This window comes from Anaerococcus marasmi, from assembly GCF_900290195.1.
GTDB lineage: Bacteria > Bacillota > Clostridia > Tissierellales > Peptoniphilaceae > Anaerococcus > Anaerococcus marasmi.
This window is the reverse complement of record NZ_OLMF01000004.1, coordinates 1,863,421-1,889,144: the sequence shown is the minus strand read 5'-3', so window position 1 is coordinate 1,889,144 and position 25,724 is coordinate 1,863,421. Positions and strand designations below refer to the sequence as shown.

Sequence of the window (25,724 nt, the reverse complement as noted above, 5' to 3'; positions counted from 1 at the left end):
CTTCTTATAAATATATCATAAAATATATTTACTTTGCAATTTGTTAGCGAATTTTCTCTTAATTTTCCTAGATTTCTACTACTCTCATATCGGAATTTAAGTCAAAGAGAAGCTTGATAAAGTTTTTCTTGTATCTTACAAATCTCTCCCTTTCCATAAGATCCATTACTTCATCAAAGTTTGCCCACTTACAAGCAGCTACTTCTTCTTCCTGGAGACTTACTTCATCTAGATTTATATTTTTCCTTACTAGGTAGAAATCATCGAAGCCATATTTGAAGTTGGCTGTGATGATGGGTCTCGTATTTGTAAAATCTAAGTTAATACCTAGCTCTTCTCTAAGCTCTCTAGCTATAGCTTCCTTGCTGGTCTCTCCAGCGCTTGCTGCTCCTCCACAAGTGATGTCCCACAAGTTTGCCATAGACTTTGTCTTTTGTCTTTTCTGGATGAGAAGATTACCCCAATCATCATATATCAATAAATGAACTATGAGCCTAAAGGTATTTTCAGGCATCTTCTCCCCTCTTATGTAGGTCCCACCTGTCTTTATCCTGTTTTCATCATATAAGTCTAATATTTCCATTTTTCCTCGCAAAAAACCTAGGCCTATCCTCTAGTGAGAATCAGCCTAGGACATATCTATTTGTCAGCCATTACAGCTGCTGTTATTCTTGGTATTACTTGTTTCTTACGACTTAGGACACCTGGTGCGTTGATAGTGCCCTTGTCTGTGATTTCTCCAAATTCGTCTTTTATAGAATCGAAATGTTCTCCTACTACAAGAAGCTCACTTCTCTCGTTAAAGATATCTGTAAGGACTAGGACGAAGGTAGATTCGTTTTTGGATTTGATTTTCTTATCCATCAAGTCTTTTAGCTCATCCATAATTGGAAGGAGCTCTTCTGGATTCATTGTCATAACTTGACCAACTCTAAAGTCCTCTCCTGCTATATTGAAGGTCTTTACATCTCCTTCTACCAAATCGCTGGCGGATTTTCCCTTTAGGGAAGTTGCTGCTCTGAACATCTTATCGGCAAACTCCTCTGGATTAATGTCGGCAATCTTACTCATCCTATCTAGAATTCTCCTATCGGTATCTGTTGTTGTTGGAGACCTAAACAAAAGTGTGTCGGAAATCATAGCAGCACAAAGAATCCCTGCAATTTCCTTGCTTGGTCTGATTCCACTTTCTAGATACATCTCAGATATTATGGTTGCAGTTGACCCTACTGGCTCTGCCCTAAAGAATACTGGCCCTGTAGTTAAGATATTGGCTACCCTGTGGTGGTCGATTATCTCTTGGATTTCTGCTTCTTCTATATCCTCGATTGATTGGTTTCTCTCGTTGTGATCTACTAGGATCAATTTCTTCTTATCAGATGAGATAAGATGGTATCTTGATACAGATCCTACGACTCTTTTTGTTGAGTCCACTACTGGATATGACCTAAATCTTGACTTGGCCATGGCATCTCTTACTGTATCTAGATTATCATCCTCAGTAAAATAAATTAGATTATCTGTAGTCATAACGTGGCTAACTGGAATAGTCATTGGCAGAAGTCTAGCTGTCATAAAAGAATTGTATTCTGTAGATAGGACTGCGACTTCATTTTTCCTGGCAAGTTCAACCATTTCATCATTCATCTCTGCCCCATGGGTTAGGATTAGGAGGGCGATTTTCTTATTTAGAATATATTCATAATAATCTTCCCTGTTACCTGAGATAATAATATCTCCTTCGAGGAAAACTTCATCCAAAGTCTCTCCATCCTCATCATTCATGGCAAAGACTGTCATCTTTCCATCATAGGCCCTTGTATTTTCTGGTAGGTTGATGATTTTGGCGGCAAGTACGTCTATTATATTATCGATTGGAGTCTTGCTCCTTCCCAAAATCTTGTCATCCCAAACGTCCATATAGGCACGGGTGATGTTAGAAAGAGATGCGATTCCTGCAATTTTCCCATTAGCATCGACAACAGAAAGCGAGTTGGCATCTCCCTTTTGGAAGATTTCCCAAGCAGACCTTATAGCAATAGAAGGGTCTATGATATTACCCTTATCAATATCAAGGTCTTTGACTTGAAGCTTGATCGATTCCTTAAGCTTTGGTGGCTTAAGGCCAAAATAGTCTAGGACAAACTTACTTTCTGGGTTGAGCTTGCCTAATCTAATTGGAATTGCCTTGACTTCACCGAGTCTGTTCTTAAGGTCAGCATAGGCTAAGGCACTCATTATAGAATCTGTATCTGGATTCTTATGGCCTGTGATATAAACTACTTCTCTCATAATAACTCCTTTATATAAAATTTACTTTGAGCATCTCGATTTTATACCTGTCGACTTGAAGGACTGTGATAGTCATGTTGTTAATTTTGATAGAATCTCCCTTGTTAGGAATCCTAGAAAGATTATCAATCACAAAACCTCCAATAGAGTCGTTTTTGATCTCCTCTAGATCCGTATCAAAATAGTCGTTGAAATCATTTAAGTGGATTGAAGGATTGACCAAATATTCCTTGTCATTTATCTTATAAATAGTCTCGTAGGCAGAATCGTATTCGTCATCGATCTCTCCTACAAGCTCTTCTACTATATCTTCTATGGTTACAAGTCCGCTTGTTCCGCCGTATTCATCGATTACAATAGCAAGGGAAAGATTCTCCCCTCTCATGGTTGTAAATAAGTCGAAGATGTGCATATTGTCGTAGACATAATAGGCAGGTCTTATGCAATCTATAAGGCTTAGGTCATTTTCCTGAACCATATGACTTACCAGATCTTTCATATGAAGGATGCCTAGGATATTGTCTATGTTTTTGCCATAAACAGGAATTCTAGAATGGTTGGATTCTTTAAGGAAGGCCTTAAGCTCATCAATCGGAAGATCTACTGGTATAGCTTCCATATTGGTCCTTGCTGTCATGATATCTGAAACATCGGAGTTACCAAATTCGAAAACATTATTTATCATTTCGCTTTCTTCGTTATTGATTACTCCCTGCTCTTCAGACACATCGACTATAGTCTTAAGGTCTTCTTCTGTTACTCTGTCATTATCTCCACTATCGCTTATAAAAAGTTTTCCGATTGAATTTGTAATTAGACCAAGGATAAAGGATAAGGGAGTTAGGATTATATTAAAAAACCTAATAGGCTTAGCAACCTTTAGGGATAATCTTTCTGGGTTTGATGCAGCTATATTTTTGGGAGTTACTTCTCCAAAAATTAGAACAACTATTGTTAAAATTATAGGTGAAATCACAGCACCCTTAGGTCCAAAAACATCTGTAAAAAATATGGTCGCTATGGTGGTCGTTACAATATTTACTATATTATTTCCAATAAGGATAGTAGTAAGTACCTTGGTGATATTATCTACTAATTTTTTAAGGATATGGGAGTTTTTAATTCCATTTTTTTCCATTTGTCTGATTTTAAATGTATTAATACTTGTAAGAGCTGTTTCTGATGAGGAGAAAAATGCCGAAAACATCACTCCCAAAATTATAAGAATCAGCTGAATTATATTGATAGTAGTCAAAACGTCCTCCTTATTATATTATAAGATAGATTTTAATAAATTAAAAGGGGAAAATATGAATTTATGTAATTTAAGTATATAATAGATGTGTATCATAAATAAGGGAGGAAAAAATGGCAGAAAATTCATTTTTCGAAAAAGCTTTTAAACTAAAAAAGCATGGTACAGACACTAGAACAGAAATAATGGCAGGTATTACTACATTTATGACCATGTCATATATTCTAGCAGTAAATCCTCAGATTCTATCAGAATCCGGTATGGATTACGGAGCAGTTTTTACAGGCACTATCATCGCAAGCGTGATAGCAATGCTATTTATGGCTTTTTATGCCAATCTTCCATTTGGTCTATCAGCAGGTATGGGACTTAATGCTTTCTTTACCTACACAGTTGTTATGCAAATGGGAAAAACTTGGCAATTCGCACTCACAGCAGTATTTTTAGAAGGCCTTATATTCTTACTTTTATCTTTCGTAGGTGTCAGAGAAGCTATCTTTAATTCAATTCCTATTAACCTCAAAAAGGCAGTGTCAGTAGGTATCGGTTTATTTATCGCAGAAATCGGTCTACTAAATGCAGGAATCCTAAAGGTCGGCGATATCTCACTATCTCTTGGAGAGTTAACTAATGCAAATGGATTTATCTTTTTCTTTGCACTTATCATAATGGTAGTTCTTACAGCAAGAAAGGTTAAGGGAGCCTTGTTATGGGGAATCTTAGTATCTACAATTCTCTCACTAGTCCTCGGCGTAACCCACTTTCCTGACTCTCATATAGTAAGTCTACCACCATCAATTGCACCAGTATTTTTTAAGCTAGACTTTTCAAGTGTATTCTCACTTGAAATGTTCTCAGTACTCTTCTCCTTCCTCTTTGTCGATATTTTCGACACTCTAGGAACACTTACAGGAGTTGCTACTAAGGCAGATATGCTCGATGAGGATGGAAACTTACCAGAGATTAAAAAGGCACTTTTATCAGATGCTATAGGAACTACACTAGGATCTATGGTTGGAACAAGTACAGTAACAACTTTCGTTGAATCATCATCAGGAGTTGCAGAAGGTGGAAGAACTGGCCTTACAGCCCTTGCTACAGCAGTATGCTTTGTAATTGCAGCCTTCTTCTTTCCAGTATTTTCAATAATACCAGCTTCAGCTACAGCGGCAGCCTTAGTTACAGTAGGATTATTCATGATTACTACAGTTGTGGATATTGACTTCTCAGATATATCAGAAGCCTTCCCAGCCTTCATGACAATCCTAATGATGCCACTAACATATTCTATAGCAGAAGGTATATCATTTGGAATGATCTCTTATGCACTAATTAAGCTTCTAACAGGAAAGGGCAAGGAAGTTTCACCACTAGTTTATGTACTTTCACTAGTATTTATCCTAAGATATCTATTGCCACTTTTCTAGAATATTTGACAAAAGTTTAAAATAGCTTTATAATTATAACAATAATAATCGTAGATAGAAGTAGTAAGAAGATTAAAAGACCTACAGAAAGGAAATGGTTGATGAGAATTTCTGGATTTTAACTTGTGAATGGATCTATCAGATCAATGGTGAATCTAGTAGCCGGCGGGTCTTCCCACCTTACAGGGATAGGATATGTATGTATCTAAAGCGCCTTAGTAAGGCAAGAAGGATGGCACCGTGGGCCTATGCTCGCTCCTATATGGAGCGGGCTTTTTTTATTAGGAGGAAATTATGAAAACTAGAAACTTAACTATATCGGCAATATTTATGGCACTTGGACTTGTAATGCACTTTTTGGTCCCACCAATCTTTGGAGGAGTAAAACCTGACTTTCTCTTATCCATGATGTTTATATCCCTTATCATAGCAGGTGATATCAAGGAGGCTATCCTTATTGGAGTAGCGGGTGGGATAATGAGCGCTCTTACAACAAGCTTTCCTGGAGGACAAATACCAAATTTTATAGAAAAAATTATAGTAGCTGTAACAATATTTTTTCTTATCCAAAAATTTGGCAAAAGCTTAAACAAATACCAAACAGTCTTTATCTACGCCTTCGGCACCCTCCTAAGCGGAGTATTATTTTTGCTTCTAGCTTTAGGTATAACTAAACAAATGAATCTATTTGTCCCATCCCTTCCAGTAGTTCTCGTAGCTATGGTAGTTAATTCGATTTTTGGCTTGATGCTTATGAATGCTTACAAGAAAATAGAAAAAATGATTTGAAGAGAATAACGAGGTCCCAAGAAACAAATTTCTAAGACCTCGTTTTGTTTTGCTTATTTATCTCTAAAAAAGCTAGAATATTAAATTTATCTTTTCTTCATAGAATAGTCTATATTTTCTTAAATTCTAATAGCCTTAAAAAGCTCCTTGGTATAGTCTGCCCTTTCTTCTTTTCCTATATCTTCTGTCTTGAAGAGATCTACCAATTTCCCATTGTAGAGGACCCCTATCCTATCTGATAGATAGGCTATTACATTAAGGTCGTGGGATATGAAAAATGTAGTAAATTGGTGGATATCTTGAAGTTCTTTGATAAGATTTAGGATTTGGGCCTGGATACTTACATCAAGTGCGCTTACTCCCTCGTCTATTATAAGAAACTCAGGATCTATAAGAAGGGCTGCGGCTATAGCAATCCTCTGTTTCTGTCCTCCAGAAAGCTTACTAGGAAGATAGTCTAGGACGTCTACTTCCATCTCGATTTCTTCAAGTATTTCCCTTATCTTCTCCTCTCCTCCATCCTCATAGAGGTCGTGGATTTTAAGGATTTCCCTTAGGGAAAAGCCTATAGTCTTTTTGGGATTAAGAGCTTGGTAGGGATTTTGGAAGACCACTTGGACATTTTTCCTGTATTCCTTAAGCTCTTCCTTGGTGAATTTACTAATATCCTTATCCTTAAAGTAAATCGACCCACTAGTTTCTTTGACTAGCCTTAGGATAATATTTGACAGAGTAGTCTTACCAGATCCGCTTTCTCCTACAAGGCCAAAGATTTCGCCCTTTTTTACAGCAAAACTTACATCATCTAGGGCGACTTTATCTTTTTTCCTAAAAAGCAGGGAGGAATCCTTGAAGATTTTTGTAATATGATCAATTCTTAAAATCTCATCCATTGTTTCCTCCATAAAGATGACAGTTTACCTCGTGGTCCCCTTCTCTCGTTGTTTCTGGGAAGCTTTCCCTACAAATATCCATAACATGGTCACATCTGTCGGCGAAAGGACAGCCTGTGTTAGGCCTATTTTTAAGGTCTGGAACATGGCCTTTGATATTGTATAGCTTCTCTCCTCTTTTTCTAAAGTTTGGCACAGCCTTTAGGAGGGCCCTAGTATAAGGATGGAGGGGATTTGCTATTACATCGCTTGTCTTCCCTCTTTCGACAATCCTTCCCGCATACATTATCATTACAGTCTTTGAGATTCGCTCTATTAAGTTAAGGTCATGGCTAATAAAAACTATAGCTCCCTTGTAGATCATAGAGATTTCTTTGAAGAGATCTATAATCTGGGCTTGGACCTTGGCATCAAGGGCTGTAGTCGGCTCATCTGCTATAAGGACATTGGGATTTGCTATAAGGCTCATAGCTATGATTATCCTTTGTTGCATTCCTCCAGATAGCTCGTGGGGATACTTATTATAGAGGCTTTCTACATCTTTTAGCCCACATTTTTCCATAGTTTCTAGGACAAGTTTCTTTCTTTTTTCCTTATCAAAATCATAGTGGATCTTAAGGACTTCTTCGATTTGCTTACCGACCTTCATCAAGGGATTTAGGGCGGAGCCTGGCTCTTGAAAGACTGTTGCTATGTTACGTGACCTGTACTTCTTCCACTCCTTATCACTTAAGCCCAGAACTTCTATGTCCCTTAGCTTAACTGACCCTGACTTAACTAAGGCCGCTTGGGCCTGGATTCCTAGGATGGTTTGGGTAGCAACGGTCTTGCCACAGCCACTTTCTCCTACAAGACCCACGAAGTCATTTTCATGAAGATCAAAGGATAGGTGATTTACTGCGTTCTTATCCCCATTTTCTGTGGGAAAGGCTACCGTAAGGTCTTTTACTTCTAATAATTTCATCTTTCTGCCTTCTCCTTTAATCTTTCATTTCTAAACTTCTCTCCATAGAGGGTAAATCCTAAAACCAAGAGGCTTAGACAAATTCCTGTCGCTATAAAATAATAAGGGGCCTGGTTAAAGTAAATTTGGCTCTCCTTTAGCATCCTTCCCCAAGATGGATCTGGCGGCCTAACTCCAAGACCTAGGTAGGACAATCCACTTTCTGCAAGGATGGCTTGGGATATGGAAAGGACTATGGCAACCATGACTTGGTTTTTGATATTAGGCATGATGTGATTTATAGCTATATAGACAGGTCCTGCTCCCTTTACTACAGCTGATTTTACGAACTGGGCGTTTTTAACTTGGAGGAAGCCACTTCTTACAACTCTTGCAAAATAAGGAATAGACATGATTCCTATAGCAAAAATTGTATTAATTAAGCCTGAACCAAATACAGATACCAGCATCATGGCAAAAAGTATTCCAGGAAAGGCCATAAGGGAATCTATAAAACGCATGAGGATCTCGTCAACCCTTCCTCCAAAATAACCTGCACAAGCTCCTATAATAGAACCTAGGATTAGGGCAAGTCCTACCGTCCCAAAGGAAAGAACTATGGCGTACTTACTTCCTTCCATAAGTCTTGATAGGATGTCTCTACCCATATTATCAGTCCCAAAGGGATGGGCGAGGCTTGGAGATAAAAGTTTCTGGCTAGTCTCGATGGCATTTGGATCATAGGGAGTCCAAAATATGGATACGATAAAGACTAAAAAGTAGAAGCCTATGATAAATTTTCCTATATTAATTGTTATTTTGTTATTCTTTATCATTTTCCACCTCTTATTCTTGGGTCAATTAGGCCGTAGGCTATGTCTATGATGAAGTTTATAAAAATTACCAAGAAGGCCACAGCTATTACGACTGACTGGATCAAAGGAAAGTCTCTCGATGAGATAGATGCTACTATCAAAGAGCCAATCCCCGGTAGGGCGAAAACATTTTCTATGATTAAAGATCCTCCAACACTTGATGTAAGACTCATTCCTATTACTGTAATTACAGGAATTAGGGCGTTTTTTAGAACGTGTTTGTATAAGATTTCCTTAAGGGTCATCCCCTTCATCCTCGCTGTTCTTACATAGTCCTTGTTGATTTCATCTAAGATTGCCGCCTGCATATATCTAATTATGGTAGCAATATTAGGTATGGCTATGGCAAGGGAAGGAAGAAAGAAGCTCTTAAGTCTCTCAAAGAAGCCTCCCGCCATGGCATTGTAGGAGAGGGTATCAAATATATCAAGCTTTACTGCAAATACATAAATTAGCAAAAAGGCCAACCAAAATGAAGGTATGGAAATACCAAGTTGGGTTATAGCCGTAATGATTGATGAATACCACTTATCAGACTTCAAGGTGATTTGAATTGAAAGTGGGATTGCTATTATTATCGATAGGATTAGGGAGTAAAGAGTTAGGGTTAGGGTTACTGGAAGCTTTCTTAGAAAGAGTGTGCTTACAGGCATCCTGTACTTAAGGCTTTCTCCCATATCTAATCTCAAAAGCCCTCCTATCCAGGATATATATCTTTGAAACATTGACTTATCAAGCCCAAGCTCCCTTTCGAGAGCCTTTATCTGGGCTGGATCTGCCTCTGTTCCTAGTATTATTTCGGCAGGGTTACCTGGAATTATTTGAAATACTAGAAATATTAGGACAGATACAAAAAACAAAGTCAATATTATAGACAAGAGCTTTTTTACAATTGCTTTAGTCATTTTTCTTTTCTATATCCTCTAGATTTATCTTTTGTACTGGATAGGACTTAAGTCCTGTAAGGTCCTTGTTTAGAGCTTGGTTGTTGTCAGGGTCTGTTAAGAAGACTGATCCTGCATCTTCTGCCATAAATTCTTGGGCTTCTTTTACATTTTGGATTATATCTTCCTCAGTATCTGCACTTTGGGCTGCCTTTATAGCCTCGTCATAGGCTTCTGACTTGTAGTTAATGAAGTTTTTGTCATTAGTTGATACATATCTATCGATTACTCTGATTGGATCAACATAGCCTATAAAGCCTGAAACTGTAGCCTCATAGTCCTTATCCTTGTATACCTTGCTTAGCCAAGTAGAAAACTCGATTGGATCAAGTGTTACATCAATTCCTACCTTGCCTAGTTGGGCTTGGATTAATTCTGCTGTGTCCATATGATATTTGTAATCACTTGGCACAGTTAGTTTTACAGAAAATCCATCCTCAAGACCTGCTTCTTTTAGAAGTTCCTTGGCCTTTTCTGGATTGTATGGGTATTTTTCTTCCATATCATTGTAGTATTCTTTAAGGGCTGGGGAGAAGTTTGATACAAGCTTACTTGCCCTGCCACCTGCTGCTGTGTTTATGATCTCATCCTTATCGATTGCGTAGGCAATAGCTTGCCTTACCCTCATATCATCGAAAGGTTTAACATCGTTATTAAGACCTAGGACTTGAACTAAGTTTTGTGGGAAGGAATGGATATCACAAGTTTCTTCTATTTGGCTTAGCTCATCATTAGTAAGTCCTGTAGCAAGGTCTACGTCCTTGTTATTTAGGGCCATGATTAGGGTTTGTCTGTCGGCAATTCTTAAAATCTCTACGTCAGCAAACTTCGCAAGGTGGTCTTTTCTGTGATAGTCGTCAAATCTTTTTAGCTTCATTCCCTCACCTGGTGTGTAGGAAACAAACTCGAAGGGACCAGTTCCTATTGGCTTTGTCTGATTGTCCTCATAGTCTTTTTGAACTATTGGTTGGGTATTTAAGAAAATAAAGGAATTAGATTTTTCCTTTAGTTTGATTTTAATTTCTGTAGGAGATACTACTTCCATTGATTCTATTTGGGCAAACTTAGAAGACTTTGGCTCTCCGCTTGTTAGTCCTGCTAGGATATCATAAGTGTAGTAGACATCATCTGCAGTAAAGTCCTTATCATTGTGGAATTTGACCCCTTCTTTTAATTTGAAATCATAAGTAAGGCCATCTCCACTTATCTCGTAAGATTCACAAAGGTCAGGAACTAGATTTCCATCTTCATCCACATCGAAGAGTCCATCAAAGACTTGATCCATGATAGTCTTGGTATCTCCTGCAGTAGCATTGAAAGGATCGAGAGAATCGATTTCTGTATACATGGCTACTTTAAGTGGCTTATCGCTAGTTTCTGCATTTTCCTTCGTATCCTTATTACCGCAAGAAGTAAGCAAAAGACCTGCAAGGGCAAGGCTTACGAATATGTTTCTCTTTTTCATAATTCCTCCTAGAATTTTCTCTGTGTTGGCAAATCCCTATTCATAACCATATGAGCTAATCTAGGTAGAAATTTTATCTTAAGCTATAAACACCACCTAGATTTGACTATTTAATTACAAAAAATTTACCAGCATCTATCCAACATTATTTACTATTATTGTAACAAATAGTTAAATTTATAACAAGATTTTTTCAAAAAAAGAATGAACCACTAGAGGGTTCATTCCTGATTTATAGTTTATCTTCTACTGATTTGATTTTTTGTTCCATACTTGCGTTTTTATCTCTTCTATCGTCCATTTTGATTACAGAATACACCCTATCTGCCCCTTTATCAAAGACAGATTCTTGCATTTTTCTGATAACTTCAAGTGCCTTGTCGGCATCTGCTTCTATCACTGTTCCCATAGGGTTTAGTTTATATTTTACACCTTCTGCCATTAGGATTTTCTCTGCTTCTGCTACGTATTTGCTTACTGATGTTTCTTTTGTTCCTATTGGTATTAGGCATACTTCTACTACTGCCATCTAATCCTCCTCGTAAAATCTTTTATAAATCTTATAAGCGTCAAAGTGATCATAGGTTCCTCCAAGCTCTCTTATAGAATGCATGGCAAGGATAGGCTCGCCTACATCTATACTTCTTATACCCAAATTTGCTGAAGCTATTGGACCAATAGTTGAACCACCTTGTTTGTCGTTTCTATTATGGAAAGTTTGAAGCTTTAAGCCTAAGTCTCTTGCAATTTTAATAATTCTTGCCTTGCTTTCGATATTTGTACTATAGGCACCATTTGCTGCAATTTTTATCACAAGTCCCTCATTCATCCTAACTTCGTTAGTTGGGTCAGAGATTCCTTTGAAGTTTGGATGGATTGCGTGAGCTTGGTCAGCACTTATCAAAAATGAGTTTTCAATTGCTATTTGATAATCTTCCTCATTTCCTCCACTTAAAAGGGTAAATCTCTTTAGGCAATCTCCTAAAAATGGTGAGAAGGCCCCTGTTCTTGTCCTTGAACCAATCTCCTCGTTATCATTTAAAATTAAGGCATTTGTCTTTGTAGAATCAGCATTTACAAAGGCCATAAGAGAGGCGTGGACAGATCCTAGGTTGTCAATTCTACCTATCTGATACATGTCATTTATAATTGTTCCTTTTTGTCTATCGTATAAGGATAAATCATAATCTATTATGGATTTTGGGTCAATTCCTAGCTCTTCTCCTATAAGCTTTTGAATGTAGCCGTCCTTTTGGGCCCTATCTTTGATAGTAGTAATGATAGGATACAAATTGTCCTGTGGATTGTAAGAAAAGTCCTTGTTTACAGCCCTATTCATATGAATTGCAGCATTTGGTATTGTTAGAAGGTCCTTATCTATATTTATTAGACTAGATAATAGCTTGACTTCTTTTTCATAAACTACTTTTCCCGCAAGTGATAAAGTCCTATCAAGCCATGTCGAATAAATCATCCCTCCATATGCTTCAACATTTAGCTTGAGATATCCATTTTCTGCCATTTCAGGATTGGATTTTACTTTAAAAGTTGGACTTTCTGTGTGGGAACCAATTATATCAAAGCCATCTCTTAAATCTTTTCCGAGATTTATGGCAAAAAGAGCAGTCCCGTCACGAACTACAAAATATTTGCCCTTTTCCTTAATATCCCACTTTTCATTTTCAAAAAGTTCTGTGTAGCCCTTTTCCTTTAATATCTTACGAGCATTTTCTACTGCATAATAGGAAACTGGACTATCATCAATAAATTTTATTAAATCTTTACTAAATTCTAAACTATTCATACTTATATCATACCCAAAATTATCCTTCCTTCATTTTGAAATAAGATAAGCTTGGTGATTGTAATAATTTTAATATTTAGCTAGGAAAGTTCCTATAAGATCCTTAAAGCCTTCGGGATCAATCTTAGAAAACTCACAGTGGCCGAAGTCCTCTCCTGTATAGATTTCTTTCTTGCTTGAGTTTATAGACTCATATACTTCATATCCCATATGATAAGGGGTCATAGTATCTATCTTTGAATTTATTACAAGGACAGGGTTTGAGATATCTGCCTGTCTCGCCCACTCAGTAGAGTCAATATCTTCTAGGCCAAAGCCTAATTTCATCTTTAGGAAGATATTTCCCAAAAATTTCATGTAACTTTGAGGGATCTTCTCCTCTTCTTCTACTTTAGCTAAGACCTTATCTACCATTTCTCTACTATCTCCTAGAGGGCAGTCTAAGATCAGGTAGTCAATATTTGAACTATCCCTACTAGCAGCAATAAGACTAGTCGCTCCTCTATAGGATTCGCCATAAAGGATAATCTTCTCATCTGGATAATCCTCTTTTATATAAGAAATCGCATCCAGACAATCAAAGGATTCAAGAACCCCATAGGTATTGTAAGGTGCTAGATTATCCCCAGAATTTCTCTGATCATAGAATATAAGAGAATATCCTAAATCATAGAAAATCTGACCTTGAGGATAAAGAGAATACTTAGTCCCTCCCATCCCGTGAACCATGATGCAAATCCCCTTAGCTTGTGGATTTTTGATAAATACAGCAGGAATTTCATGTCCATCTTCGCTTGATTTTATCTTGATTTCTTTGCTATCTTTTCCTCGAGCAAAGTCATCGTAAACTTCTTTATAAGAAATAAGCTCCTTATTAGTCACATCCCTGCTTACATTTTCAGTCATCCCATCGAAGGTAGCCTTGCCGATAAAGATAGAAAAAGCAATAAAAAGAATTATGATTATAGCTACAATCACACCAAGCCCAATCTTAAGTTTTCTCTTCATAAAAGCCTCCCAAATAGTTCTTATATATATTATAAGATATTTTGACCTAGATTAGAATATATAGGAAAACATTTTACATAATCTTTACAATATTTTTTATTAGCTAATTAAATTTATATAAGAAAATTTAGGGTAAGAAAATATTAAACGATATTTTGAGATTTAAGGAGGGCTTAATAGATAAAAAGTGTTAAAAGCAGCCTTGTGGCAATCTGTTGAAAAACCTGAGAAAACCGGCGATTACATAGCCACAGTTATAGCTTGGATTGTCGTAATAGTTGTAGTTTCCGCAGTCAATGTATTTTTAAGAACTACTAGTTTAAATAAGTATTTAGTCCTATTTCTACGAATACTTTTTATTGTAACAATCCCTTATATATTTCCAGCCCTCCATATTTCTACAGATAAAGGTAAGGCGGAAAGTTGGATATTATTTAGATTTCACAGTGTAATAGGCGCTTTGATTGCTCCTATATATGTTTACAAATATCTTTCCAGTATAAATTAGAAACTTGATCTATAGAGAAGATTTGATGATTTTCATTTCTTCTCTATTTTTTTTACTTATCTCTCAAATAACGTTAAATACTGCAAATAGAAAAAGAAGCTTTCCTAAATAGAAAACTTCTTTTTCTTTAATTATTATGCTTAGTCTTTCTTTTTGATAAATCCGTAGATTAGACCACCAACAATTGCACCTACTAATACAGCTCCTACAAAGATTAGGGCTTGGCTTAGGCTTGACATAGCTGGCAATACGAAGATTCCTCCGTGTGGGGCTGGGGCTGATATGTTAAAGCCTCCAACTATTGCTCCTGCTATGACAGATCCTATAACACTTGCTGGGATTACCTTAGTTGGTTCCGCAGCTGCGAAAGGAATTGCTCCTTCTGTGATAAAGCTTAGTCCTAGGATGTAGTTTGTAATTGTAGTCTTCTTTTGATCTTCTGTAAATTTACCTTTGAAAAATGTTGTTGCTATTGCTATTGCAATTGGTGGAACCATTCCTCCAACCATTACAGCTGCCATAAAGGTTCCTATTCCTGTATCTGTGAAGGCTCCGATTGCAAAGGCGTAAGCAGCCTTATTGATAGGACCACCCATGTCTATTGCCATCATGCCTGCAAGGATTGCTCCTAGAAGAAGCATATTAGCCCCTGATAGGCTCATTAACCAGTTGTTAATGAAGGTATTAATTCCAGTAAATATTGGGTCTATGATAAAGAACATCAAGGCTCCAACAATTAGAAGACCAAATACTGGATAGATTAGCATTGGCTTTAGGCCTTCGACTGATTTTGGAAGATTTCTGAAGGCTTTCTTTAGTAAATTAACTACGTAACCAGCAAGGAAACCTCCGATTAGTCCACCGATAAAGCCTGCTCCACGGCTTGCCATAAGTCCTGCAACCATACCTGGCATTAGGGCTGGTCTATCTCCAATAGACATGGCAATAAAGCCTGCAAGGATTGGTATTAGGAAGCTAAAGGCATCTCCACCAAGACCATTTAGGAAGGTGAAGGCAAGGGAGCTATCTCCTGCGAATCTTTCTACTAGGAAGGAGATTGCCATAAGGATTCCACCACCGATTACAAATGGTAACATGTGGCTTATTCCATTCATTAGGTCTCCGTAAATCTTTTGCCAGAAGCTTTGACCTTCACCATCGTCAGAGCTTTCCTTACTTGCTCCTTCTTCTGCAGTAAAGATTCTTCCTTCACCCTTGATGGCCTTTTCGATTAGTTCATCACTTTTTCTGATTCCGTCAGATACTGGTCTTTGGATAAGTCTTTTGCCATCGAACCTATTTGTTTCGACTTTCTTATCAGCTGTAATGATTATAGCGTCAGCTTCTTCGATTTCCTTGGCAGTTAGTCTATTTTTTATTCCATCAGACCCATTTGTCTCGACCTTGATTGAAACTCCTGCTTTTTTGGCTGCTTTTTCTAGAGCTTCTTGGGCCATATAAGTGTGGGCTATACCGTTTGGACAAGCTGTTACTGCTAGCAATTTGATATCGCTGTTTGTTGCTTCTTCTACTACTGGGGCCTTCTTTTTCTCTGAGTATTTGTCGATTATAGCGTAAACTTCTTCTGGGTTTGAGCATTTTTTAAGGTCATCTATGAAGCCTTCTTTCATAATCATTTTTGAAAGCTCGGCTAGGGTTTCTACGTGGAGGTTGTTTTCTCCAGCAGGTGCACCTATGGAGAAGAATATTTCTGTAGGCTCGCCATCTAGGGCTTCGTAGTCAAGTCCTCCCATTTTTCTTGCAAACAAAACTGCAGGTTCTTTGACAGTTTCGTTTTTGGTGTGAGGGATAGCTACTGACTCACCTAGGGCAGTTGATCCTTCTTCTTCTCTTGCTATAAGTCCATTTTTGAAGTCTTCTTTGTCTTTTACATAGCCTTTTTCGAAAAACTTTGAGGCTATTTCATCGATTGCACTTTTCTTATCATTTGCCTGAAGGTCAAATATCATCAGTTCAGGCTTGAGTAAGTCTCTAATTTCCACTTTCCTTTACCTCCACTTTTTCTAAAATCTCATCAATTTTTTCCTTACTTCCTATATCAGGGCTAAAGGCTGTCGCTGTTCCACAAGCTACCGCTAGCTTATAGGCGTCTTTCTTAGATAAGCCATGGCTTAGGCCGTAGACAAATCCTGCCACCATGGAATCTCCCGCTCCAACGGAGTTTACAAGCTTTCCTGTAATTGGGCTCGCCTTAAGGACCCTATCCTTATCTACAAAGATAGATCCCTCTCCTCCTAGAGATACGATTACATTTTCTGCCCCAAGTTCATTAAGCTTTCTTGCGTAAGAGATTATGTCCTCATCTGTTTCTATCTCAGTTTCAAATATCCTTCCCAGCTCTTCTTTGTTTGGTTTCACAAGAACTGGCTTATATTTTAGATAATCTAGGACTTCCTTGTTTGCTATATCTATTGTAAACTTACAAGAAATCCTTCTTATTACTTCCTTATAGAAGTCTTTATCTAGACTTTTTGGTAAAGATCCTGAGATTACTAGAAGGTCATCTTCTTTAACCTCCGTGAGACTAGCAAAAAACTTCTCTACTTCCGTCTCTTCTATATGAGGTCCTTCTGCATTGATCTCTGTCTCATCTTGGTATTTTAATTTGACATTGATCCTAGAATCTTCCTTAATTTCTGTAAAGTTTTCCTTAATGCCTAGCTTTTCTAGCTCATTTTTTATAAAATCTCCAGTAAAGCCACCAAGAAAGCCAATATTTACCGGATCATCTCCCAAGTTCTTAAGTAGCTTTGAGACCATGATTCCCTTACCGCCTGGATACATTTCGCTTGCCTTGCTGCGAAGGGTAGCTCCGTGGGCAAAGTCCTCTATCCTCATTATATAATCTATTGATGGATTCGTTGTTAATGTATAAATCATCTGTCCTCCTCAATCAGTTCTACTTCACTTCTTTTTATAATCTTCGCATGATATAACTCTTGGTCCTTAGAAGAATCTGCTAGGATATAGGCCTTGTTGGAAAGCTCAATCGCCTTTCTCTTTATAAGAGCCTCGTTTATATCAGCGGTATAGAAATACTCATCATCAAAGCCATTTGCACCAATAAAAGCTAGGTCGAAATTAAAATCGCAAAGCTCATTCATAGCAATTACCCCAGTAGTGACCCTGGTTTTTGCCTTAAGCCTTCCTCCGATAATTATCGTATCGAACCCTTTCTCAATTAGTTTACTGGTATGCATTAGACCATTTGTCACAATCCTTATATCCTTGGCTTCTAGAAAGTCGATCATCATATTTGTTGTAGATCCAGCATCTAAGAAAACCAAGCTCTTGTCAGTGACTAACTTTGCGGCCTTTCTTCCTATAGATTTCTTCTCTTCTAACATGCTTTGCTCATTATCAGTGAAACTTCTCTCATCTGTCTTTATATTTAATACAGCTCCCCCGTGGACCCTCCTTATCTTTCCAGCTTCCTCCAAGATGTCGAGGTCGCGTCTTAGGGTTGACTCACTGACATGTAGCTTCTTAGTTAAATATCTGTTGGATATCTTCTTTTCCTTAAAAAGCACATCCAATATCATATCGAGTCTTTCTTCTACTATCATGCTGATATTATATCATCATTTTCATTCAAAATCAATCATATTCCTTCAAAACCCTTCTAACTTATCTGAATTTGACTAATTTCTTAAAAACACTATAATTATTAAAAGCGTATAAATTCTACATAAGGAGTGAACATGAAAGAACTTGAAGAAAAAATATTAGAAGAAGGAATCGTTATTGGACCTAATATCCTAAAGGTAGACTCCTTCCTCAACCAACAAATAGACTGTAAGCTTATCCAACAAATGGGCAAGGAATTTGCTGAGCATTTCAAAGATCAAAAGATAGATAAGGTTCTAACAGTAGAATCATCAGGTATAGCCCCAGCCCTTGCTACAGCCCTAGAGCTTGGAGTAAAGTGTGTATTCGCAAGAAAACAACAATCCCTTACAACCGGAGATGATGTTTATCATTCAAGCGTATACTCCTTCACCAAACAAGTTACAAATGAGCTTATAGTTTCCAAAAACTTCATCAAAGAAGACGAAAACGTCCTCATGATAGACGACTTCTTGGCAAATGGTCAAGCAGCCAAGGGAATGGTTGCTCTAGTAAGACAAGCAGGCGCCAACCCAGTAGGCTTTGGTATAGTAATAGAAAAGTCCTTCTCTGAAGGTCGTAGCGTAATCGAGAACGAAATGGGACTAGAAGTATACTCCCTAGCAAGAATTGCAAAATTAGAAGACGGCAAGATTACTTTTGTTGAAGAATAAAATAAGCTAAAAAAGGAGCCAGAAAGCTCCTTTTTAGTTTATTTTTTTTATCTTTAGGCCACTTTTTTAAGCTGATTTTAAGATAATTTCTCTATTGTCTCTTTGGCTTTTCTTATAAGCGATCTATCACTAAAGCCTATATCTTGATATAGTTTCGATTCTTTAAGATAGACCATCTCTGTTTTTCTTTTGTTTTTAGCCGACATATGGAAGTTTTCAATTCCACTTTTCCTATAGATTTCGTAGATATTTGAATAGTTTATTCCAGATCCTGCCATAATTTCGATCCTGTCCTTGTATTTGTGATTAATCCTTGATAAAAGCTCAATTCCTTCTATAGCTGTGGGGCTTTTCCCTGAAGTAAGGATTCTCTTGATCCCAATTTCTATCAAATCATCTATCACTTCCTCCCCATCCTTGGAGTAATCAAAGGCCCTGTGGAATATAGCTTCCTTTGGCCTAGAAAGCTCAACCAATTCTTTTGTCCTAGCTAGATCAATCCTCCCATCCTTTTTGAGAAGTCCAAAGACAAAGCCATCTATATCGAAGTCCTTGTAGATCCTTATCTCTTCTTTCATCATCTCAAATTCCTCATCATTATAGGAAAAATCGTAGGGCCTTGGTCTAATCATGACAACTTTTTCTATATTTTTATCTCCTGCAATTTTACTAACAAGTCCCACAGAGGGACTTATACCATCAAGATCTAGGGCGGAGCATATTTCTACTCTATTAGCACCAGCTTCTTTCGCATTTATAAAAGATTCATAGGAATCTATACATATTTCAAGCTTCACATTTTATCCTTTCTTTATCTTAACTTTAGAAAAGTCTATCACGTTTTTCATCTTAATCTATACCCAAAGAAAGCAAAAAAAGAAGCCAGATTTCTCTGACTCCTTAATTCTTATCTTATTTTCCAGCGTGTTTTGCTGCATTTTCTCCTGCTATTCTTCCGTAAACTGTGATGTCAGCCATAGCTACAGAACCAAGCCTGTTTTTGCCGTGGATTCCACCTGTTACTTCTCCTGCTGCGTAAAGTCCTTCGATAGACTTGCCATCTTCTGTTTGAACTTCTGCGTCAGTGTTTATTACTAGACCACCCATTGTGTGGTGAACTGCTGGAGCTGCCTTTAGCATGTAGTAAGGACCTTCATCGATTGTCCAACCTAGCATTCTTAGATTAAATTCTGGGTCTTCTCCATTTTTAGAGTTTTCGTTGAAAGTATTTACTGTTTCTACTAAAGCTTCTTTGTCGATACCAAAGTGGTCTGCAAGCTCTTCTATTGTGTCAGCCTTGTATAGAAGGCCTCTATCAAATAGGCTCTTAGCTTCTTCTGGGTTAGATTTCATTGTACCAGTTTTTTCGTTTGATTTTTCATCCCAAATTAGGTATCCTACATAGTCTGTTTGATCTTTGATAGCCATTGAGATAGCACGTCTTGTATCAAGCTCTTCTACGAATCTCTTACCTTCTTTGTTTACTAGAAGTGCTCCACCTACTAGTCTTGTATCTCCAACATATAGAAGCTTACCTGTTTCAACGTCACATATTGGGTAAAGTTGGATCTTGTCCATATCTACAGTATCTGCACCAAGAGCTTGTGCCATTACGATACCATCTCCTGTTGCTCCTGGAGAGTTAGTTGATAGGACATGTTCGTCGATTTCATGGTCGTTCTCATAAGTCATCTCATCATTTGCACCAAATCCACCTGTAGCAAGAACTACTGATTTAGCGTTGATTTCGTAGTTTTTATCGCTTCCTTCTGCCCTAACTCCGCACACTACTCCGTCTTTTGTAAGAATTTCCTTAACGTCTGTGTTTGTCATTAGGTCGATTCCTAGCTCTTCTGCTTTTGTCTTGTATTTTGAAATTAATTCGTTTCCTGTGTGGTTTTTAGGAATGTAAGATCTCTTAACTGAGTGTCCACCGAAGAACATCAAACTATCTAGCCATTCTACTCCGATGTCATCTCTTAGCCAGTGGGCACCATCTGTTGCCTTATCAGCTAATACTTCGATTAACTCCTTATTTCCGCCTGCTTCTTCAACGTCTTTGGCGAATAGTTCTTTGCTATCTTCGATTCCTTCTTTTTCTTGAAGTTCGTTAACTGGAGCTGCGTATTCTCCACCAGAAATTAGGGTATTACCACCAACTTGGCCAAGTTTTTCAAGAAGTAGGACATTAGCACCTGCTTCTTTGGCAGTTACTGCAGCAGCAAATCCTGCTCCACCACCACCTACAACTACTACATCATAATCCTTAGTTTCTGTTTCCTTGTTAGCTTCGTCACTTTCCTTTTCATAAAGCTTAAGATCACGACCACTTTCTTCAATGGCAGCCTTTACTGCTTCGATTAGGGCAGTTGAAGTAACTGTAGCTCCTGAAACAGTATCTACATTTATAGATTGTTTATCTACAATTTCTTTTACGATTTTATCAGCTGCTTCATCTCCTAAGCCTTCTGTTTCCTTATGTACTAGATCAATTGAAGCTATCTTATCTCCATCGAAATTAACTGTAGCTTCTATGTCTCCGTTGTGTCCTGCTTTTGTAGTCTTAACGCTTTCTACTTTAGCATTTTCTTCCTTAGCTCCATCCTTATTATCAGCTGTATTATTGCCACATGCAGTAAAAAGCATAGCTGCTGATAAAAGAATTGGCAAAATTTTATTCTTCTTCATATATCCTCCCTTTTTAATACTGCTTATAAATGATAACAAATTATGATAATGTTTGCAAGTCCTTAAAATAGCGGGTTAAAGTATTTTCTATAAATACTTATGCTTTATATCAAATATTCAGTAAAAAGTAGATTTTAATAGAATTTGGTGAATAATTATTATTAGAAAAATAATATAATTTTTGATAGAAAACAAGATCTTGTTACGAATATATAGGTGAAGGAGGATAAGATGCGTGAAGAAAAAATAATAAAGGGCATGAAAAAAAGAAATGAAAAAGCCTTAACGATTTTTATCGACACCTATGGCCCAGTTATGAAAGCATCTATTTATAAGGTATTAACCTTTAACGAAAATATAAGGATGGAAGTCCTAAATGACAGCATCCTTGCAGTTTGGGATAATATAGATTCCTTTGACCCTAAAAGATCAAGCTTTAAAAACTGGTGCGCAGGTGTTGCAAGATATAAGGCAATCGACGCCCTAAGAAAAGAAATCAGACACAAAAGTGTGGATTTTGATGAAGTAGAAAACTATTTAGAAGATGAAAGTGGGATTAACTTAGACGAAACAGATGAAATTCTAAAGATCCTAGACGAAAAAGACCGAGAAATTTTTAGTAAATTATTTATAGAAGGCTACTCCTATGATGACCTTGCCAAAATCTACGACATATCAAAGGCTGGGCTTTATAACAGAGTATCCCGAGGCAAGAAAAAAATTAGAAAGGATATAGAAAATGAAAAATGTTTATGATAAGATAAATGACCTAGACTTTGAAACTAGCGAATTTAAGCTCGATGATATAGAAAGAGAGAAATTATATATGACAGCAAAATCCTACAAGAAAAATTCTAAGAAAAAATATATAGCAGTAGCAGCCGCTCTCCTCCTTGCAGCAGGACTAACAATGCCTCCTGTAAGGGCAGGTGTTTCTAAGACTTTCACAGACCTTAAAGTATCTATGATGGAAACAATCGGAGCAAGCCCAGAATCCTATAAGTATGTAACAGAACTTCATAAGCCAATAGAAATAGGTGATGAATCTATTATTCTCGAAAATCTTGTAATCGAAGATGACAAGATCTATTCAACAATACTCAGAGATCCAAAAGGAAGAAGCCTTGAGGAAGACGTTTCTAATACCACAAATATCTATAAAGTAGTAATAAACGGTGAGACCTACAAGGCATGGGGGCAAAGCGGATCAACAGGCATGTCAGATGACGGCAAGGCCTTTGTTTCTGAATACATGACAACATTCGAAAAGACTTTCCCAGAACTAGAAGATGCAAATATTGACCTTTATATTGGAAGTGGCACTTCAAATGAAATTGTATCAATCAAAGCAAGCTCAAATATAGTAAACAAAGACAATAAAATACTTGCAGAAAACTATAAACTAGAAAATGGTGCAAACATTAGAATGATGAAGGTAAATCCAATAGCTATGACCGCTGTAATTGAAGGATTAGATTCAAACTATGATTATCAAATCAAAGGTGTTGACCAAGAAGGCAAAGAAGTCTCCTTAGACCTAAGAACAGTCTCTGATGGAGTGGCAACCTTCATCTACAATTCAACATTCTCAGACCTAAGTCTAGATGAAATAAAAGATGGTAGAGAAATAGAATTTACCCTATTAGGAGCAAAATTAAATGAATCCTCCGGCAAACTAACAAATGGTAACTATGAAAAAATCGAAGAATTTACCTTGTCTTCAAAATAAGAAATTAAAAATCGGCCAGTTAAGGTCGGTTTTAATGACAAAATATAGTACAGAATTTAGATAGAGTCCGTATAATTGTGTAAAAAGAAAAGGTCATTTGGAACCTAAACTAGTACAATGTTTTCAACGACAAAAACCAACTAGGAGAAACAAATGACCCAATTACACTTTACAATTAATCAAGAAGAAATACAAAATTTAATTAATAAATCTGTAGACAATGAAATTGCTAGATCTATCTTAACAAAAGTTTTTAATGAGCTAATGGAAAAAGAAAGAGATGAATACTTAGAAAATAAAGCCTATCAAAGGGATCCTAATAGGAGCACTTACCGCAACGGATACTACGAACGTGACTACACAACAAAGATAGGGACTTTAACTCTAAGAGTTCCTAGAACAAGAGACGGTAAATTCTCGACAGAAGTTTTTGAAAGCTACCAAAGAAATGAAAAAGCTCTACTTACAACAATGCTAGAAATGTATGTTCAAGGAGTATCAACAAGAAAAGTATCCAAGGTAATAGAAAATATGTGCGGAAAAACATATTCTAAATCCTTTGTATCATCCCTAACTAAAGAACTTGACGAAGAAGTAAAACTACGGAGAAATAGCGACCTAAGTACGATAAAATATCCTTATCTAATTGTGGATGTTGTATATATAAAAGTAAGGGAAAACAATCGTGTAGTATCAAAGGCTTGTCATATTGCAATAGGAATAAATGAAAAAGGAAATAGAGAAATCATAGGCTTAGACCTAAGCTCTAGCGAGAGTGAATACTCCTGGTCAAACTTCTTTGAATATTTAAAATCTAGAGGACTATCTGGACTCAAAATGGTAATATCAGATGCTCACAAAGGACTAGTAAAAGCAATAAAAGAAACATTCGTAAATGTAATATGGCAAAGATGTCAGGTACACTTTCTAAGAAACATCCTATCAAAGGCACCAAAGAAAAACACTGAAGAATTTAGAACTGATATCAAAACACTGTTTAAAATCCAAGATATAAACTTGGCAAGAAAAATGAAAGATGAAATATTCTTAAAATATGAAACCGAAAAGAAATTTCAAAACTCCTTAAACACCTTAGATGAAGGATTTGAAGATGCTTTTGCATATCTAGCTAATGATGTAATTCATAGCAGACTTAGGTCAACAAATTGCTTAGAAAGATTAAATCAAGAAGTTAGAAGGCGAGAAAAAGTCGTTAGAATATTTCCTAATGAAGATTCAGCCATGCGTCTAATAGGCGCAATCCTCATTGATATCAATGAGGATTGGATAACATCTTCTAAAATATATATTAGAATGAAATAGTAAATATTGTGCTAGTTTAATTTACACAATATTATGGACTTGACTAGAATTTAAATATAAATTAGTAAAAGAATATCTTGAAAGTAAGATAAGCTACAATGAATTAGCTAAAAAATATAGTATCCGAGATAAGAAAACTATTAGAGTGTGGGTTAATGCTTACGAATCTCAAGGTTATGATGAACTAAAAGTATCAAGAAGGAATAATAGTTACTCTTTAGAGTTTAAATTAAAAGTAGTAAAATTGTACTTAACTGGAGAAATATCCTATCAAAGCATCGCTAATGAAATGAAAATCAATAACCCAAGCATAATAGTTAGATGGGTAAAAGAATTTAGAGAAGAAGGAATTGAAGGACTAAAACCTAAAAAGAGAGGGAGGCCTTCAAAAATGGAAAGAGATGGTAAGAAGAAACCTATTAAAAAAACTGAAATTAAAGAAGATATAAGTGAAATAGAAAAACTAAGAGAAGAAAATTACCACCTTCAAATGGAAGTAGAAATTCTAAAAAAAAAGATTCAATTCTCTCAAATGACAGAATCAGAAATAGACGAATATCTAAGATCATTAAATCACTAAGAGATAAATTTAAACTAAAAGACTTGTTAGAATATTTCAAAATGCCAAAATCAACCTACATGTATTGGCAAAAACGCTTAGACAGACCAAATAAGGATGAGCATCTAGAGAGGAAAATAATAGAAATTAGAAAAAACAATCCAAACTATGGATATAGAAGAATCACAGGTATATTGAGAAGACAATGGCTACTAATAAACAAGAAGAAAGTACAAAAACTAATACAAAAATTAAAACTTCAAGTAACAAACTTCTCAAGGAAAACAAGAAAATATTCCTCATACAAAGGAACAATAGGTAAAATTGCCGATAATGAAATAAATAGAAAATTCAAATGAGAAATACCATATACACAAATAACAACAGACACAACAGAATTTAAATACTTAGAAAAAGACAAAAAAGGAAATTACCAAGTAAAAAAACTTTACCTAAACCCATATCTAGATATGTACAATAGTGAAATCATAAGCTATGAAATATCAAAAAAACCGACACTAGAACCAATACTAAAAGCTTTAGATGAAGCAATAGAAATAACAAGTGTGAACAAGAGTAATAGAATATTTCATTCAGACCAAGGATGGGCCTATCAAGTAAAACAATACACATCAAGACTAGACGATGAAGGAATAATCCAGTCAATGTCAAGAAAAGGAAACTGTCTAGATAACTCACCAATGGAAAACTTCTTTGGGATATTAAAACAAGAAATATACTATGGAAATAAATTCTATTCATATGAAGACTTAAAAGAAAAATTAGAAGAATATATCGAATATTACAATAAATACAGAATAAAAGAAAAGTTAGGATATTTAAGTCCGGTGGAATATAGAGAAAAGAATGCGGCTTAAAAAATCCACCCCTAGGGGTGGAAAGTAATAAACTAATACCAGA

24 protein-coding genes and 1 pseudogene are annotated in these 25,724 nt (G+C 36.4%); 9 read left to right on the top strand and 16 right to left on the bottom strand.

Going from position 1 to position 25,724, the window contains the following annotated elements; translation table 11 throughout:
• Positions 1-67: 67 nt before the first annotated feature.
• The 3 genes from C7D97_RS09445 to C7D97_RS09435 are packed head-to-tail and all read right to left on the bottom strand — an operon-like array spanning position 68 to position 3,547.
• Positions 68-583 carry an NUDIX hydrolase gene (locus C7D97_RS09445; protein ID WP_105301783.1) on the bottom strand — a complete coding sequence of 172 codons (516 nt, stop codon included), beginning with the start codon at positions 581-583 and terminating at the stop codon, positions 68-70.
• Between the two features lie 56 nt (positions 584-639).
• Entirely contained in the window at positions 640-2,292 is a 1,653-nt protein-coding gene (locus C7D97_RS09440) for a putative manganese-dependent inorganic diphosphatase (protein WP_105301782.1), read from the bottom strand.
• A gap of 10 nt (positions 2,293-2,302) precedes the next feature.
• Positions 2,303-3,547 (bottom strand): hemolysin family protein, encoded by a 1,245-nt coding sequence (locus C7D97_RS09435; RefSeq protein ID WP_105301781.1) that lies wholly within the window; start codon positions 3,545-3,547, stop codon positions 2,303-2,305.
• Between the two features lie 113 nt (positions 3,548-3,660).
• On the opposite strand from C7D97_RS09435, the gene C7D97_RS09430 reads away from it, so the two are divergent.
• Positions 3,661-4,974 carry an NCS2 family permease gene (locus C7D97_RS09430; RefSeq protein WP_105301780.1) on the top strand — a complete coding sequence of 438 codons (1,314 nt, stop codon included), beginning with the start codon at positions 3,661-3,663 and terminating at the stop codon, positions 4,972-4,974.
• Between the two features lie 294 nt (positions 4,975-5,268).
• Positions 5,269-5,763 (top strand): tryptophan transporter, encoded by a 495-nt coding sequence (locus tag C7D97_RS09425; RefSeq protein ID WP_105301779.1) that lies wholly within the window; start codon positions 5,269-5,271, stop codon positions 5,761-5,763.
• Between the two features lie 119 nt (positions 5,764-5,882).
• On the opposite strand, the gene C7D97_RS09420 is transcribed toward C7D97_RS09425, so the two are convergent.
• The 11 genes from C7D97_RS09420 to C7D97_RS09365 all read right to left on the bottom strand — a co-directional run bounded on the left by C7D97_RS09420 (position 5,883) and on the right by C7D97_RS09365 (position 17,790).
• On the bottom strand, positions 5,883-6,656 hold the full coding sequence (locus C7D97_RS09420) for an ABC transporter ATP-binding protein (RefSeq protein WP_105301778.1): 774 nt from the start codon (positions 6,654-6,656) through the stop codon (positions 5,883-5,885).
• Positions 6,649-7,620 carry an ABC transporter ATP-binding protein gene (locus tag C7D97_RS09415; protein ID WP_105301777.1) on the bottom strand — a complete coding sequence of 324 codons (972 nt, stop codon included), beginning with the start codon at positions 7,618-7,620 and terminating at the stop codon, positions 6,649-6,651. The genes C7D97_RS09420 and C7D97_RS09415 overlap by 8 nt, the downstream gene beginning before the upstream one ends.
• Complete coding sequence (locus C7D97_RS09410) at positions 7,617-8,435, bottom strand: ABC transporter permease (protein WP_105301776.1); 819 nt, start codon at positions 8,433-8,435, stop codon at positions 7,617-7,619. Before C7D97_RS09410 ends, C7D97_RS09415 begins: the two co-directional genes overlap by 4 nt.
• On the bottom strand, positions 8,432-9,379 hold the full coding sequence (locus tag C7D97_RS09405) for an ABC transporter permease (protein ID WP_105301775.1): 948 nt from the start codon (positions 9,377-9,379) through the stop codon (positions 8,432-8,434). Before C7D97_RS09405 ends, C7D97_RS09410 begins: the two co-directional genes overlap by 4 nt.
• Complete coding sequence (locus C7D97_RS09400; protein ID WP_105301774.1) at positions 9,372-10,883, bottom strand: ABC transporter substrate-binding protein; 1,512 nt, start codon at positions 10,881-10,883, stop codon at positions 9,372-9,374. The genes C7D97_RS09405 and C7D97_RS09400 overlap by 8 nt, the downstream gene beginning before the upstream one ends.
• Positions 10,884-11,115: 232 nt before the next feature.
• Complete coding sequence (locus C7D97_RS09395) at positions 11,116-11,412, bottom strand: MTH1187 family thiamine-binding protein (protein ID WP_105301773.1); 297 nt, start codon at positions 11,410-11,412, stop codon at positions 11,116-11,118.
• Positions 11,413-12,687, bottom strand: coding sequence for a M18 family aminopeptidase (locus C7D97_RS09390; protein ID WP_105301772.1), 1,275 nt, complete (start codon positions 12,685-12,687; stop codon positions 11,413-11,415).
• Between the two features lie 69 nt (positions 12,688-12,756).
• Entirely contained in the window at positions 12,757-13,695 is a 939-nt protein-coding gene (locus C7D97_RS09385) for an alpha/beta hydrolase (protein ID WP_105301771.1), read from the bottom strand.
• Between the two features lie 648 nt (positions 13,696-14,343).
• On the bottom strand, positions 14,344-16,206 hold the full coding sequence (locus C7D97_RS09375) for a PTS fructose transporter subunit IIABC (RefSeq protein WP_105301769.1): 1,863 nt from the start codon (positions 16,204-16,206) through the stop codon (positions 14,344-14,346).
• Positions 16,196-17,104 carry a 1-phosphofructokinase gene (gene pfkB, locus C7D97_RS09370; RefSeq protein ID WP_105301768.1) on the bottom strand — a complete coding sequence of 303 codons (909 nt, stop codon included), beginning with the start codon at positions 17,102-17,104 and terminating at the stop codon, positions 16,196-16,198. The genes C7D97_RS09375 and pfkB overlap by 11 nt, the downstream gene beginning before the upstream one ends.
• The gene (locus C7D97_RS09365; protein WP_105301767.1) at positions 17,101-17,790 is read right to left on the bottom strand and encodes a DeoR/GlpR family DNA-binding transcription regulator; all 690 of its coding nucleotides are present in this window, start codon (positions 17,788-17,790) and stop codon (positions 17,101-17,103) included. The genes pfkB and C7D97_RS09365 overlap by 4 nt, the downstream gene beginning before the upstream one ends.
• Positions 17,791-17,925: 135 nt before the next feature.
• Between C7D97_RS09365 and C7D97_RS09360 the strand changes: the two genes are divergently transcribed.
• Positions 17,926-18,504, top strand: coding sequence for a xanthine phosphoribosyltransferase (locus C7D97_RS09360; protein WP_105301766.1), 579 nt, complete (start codon positions 17,926-17,928; stop codon positions 18,502-18,504).
• A 77-nt stretch (positions 18,505-18,581) separates the two neighbouring features.
• On the opposite strand, the gene C7D97_RS09355 is transcribed toward C7D97_RS09360, so the two are convergent.
• Complete coding sequence (locus C7D97_RS09355; RefSeq protein ID WP_105301765.1) at positions 18,582-19,301, bottom strand: copper homeostasis protein CutC; 720 nt, start codon at positions 19,299-19,301, stop codon at positions 18,582-18,584.
• A 115-nt stretch (positions 19,302-19,416) separates the two neighbouring features.
• Entirely contained in the window at positions 19,417-21,192 is a 1,776-nt protein-coding gene (locus tag C7D97_RS09350; RefSeq protein ID WP_105301764.1) for a flavocytochrome c, read from the bottom strand.
• 231 nt (positions 21,193-21,423) lie between these two features.
• Between C7D97_RS09350 and C7D97_RS09345 the strand changes: the two genes are divergently transcribed.
• From C7D97_RS09345 to C7D97_RS09320, 6 genes and pseudogenes are all read left to right on the top strand, one after another.
• Entirely contained in the window at positions 21,424-21,948 is a 525-nt protein-coding gene (locus C7D97_RS09345) for a sigma-70 family RNA polymerase sigma factor (protein ID WP_105301763.1), read from the top strand.
• Complete coding sequence (locus C7D97_RS09340; protein WP_105301762.1) at positions 21,932-22,921, top strand: hypothetical protein; 990 nt, start codon at positions 21,932-21,934, stop codon at positions 22,919-22,921. Before C7D97_RS09345 ends, C7D97_RS09340 begins: the two co-directional genes overlap by 17 nt.
• Before the next feature lie 153 nt (positions 22,922-23,074).
• On the top strand, positions 23,075-24,244 hold the full coding sequence (locus C7D97_RS09335) for an IS256 family transposase (RefSeq protein WP_105301761.1): 1,170 nt from the start codon (positions 23,075-23,077) through the stop codon (positions 24,242-24,244).
• Positions 24,245-24,305: 61 nt separating this feature from the next.
• Positions 24,306-24,824, top strand: a pseudogene (locus tag C7D97_RS09330) (transposase); the annotation flags it as partial.
• 41 nt (positions 24,825-24,865) lie between these two features.
• The gene (locus tag C7D97_RS09325) at positions 24,866-25,162 is read left to right on the top strand and encodes an IS3 family transposase (RefSeq protein WP_158679137.1); all 297 of its coding nucleotides are present in this window, start codon (positions 24,866-24,868) and stop codon (positions 25,160-25,162) included.
• 3 nt (positions 25,163-25,165) lie between these two features.
• Positions 25,166-25,681 (top strand): IS3 family transposase, encoded by a 516-nt coding sequence (locus tag C7D97_RS09320; protein WP_105301758.1) that lies wholly within the window; start codon positions 25,166-25,168, stop codon positions 25,679-25,681.
• The last annotated feature ends 43 nt before the right edge of the window (positions 25,682-25,724 follow it).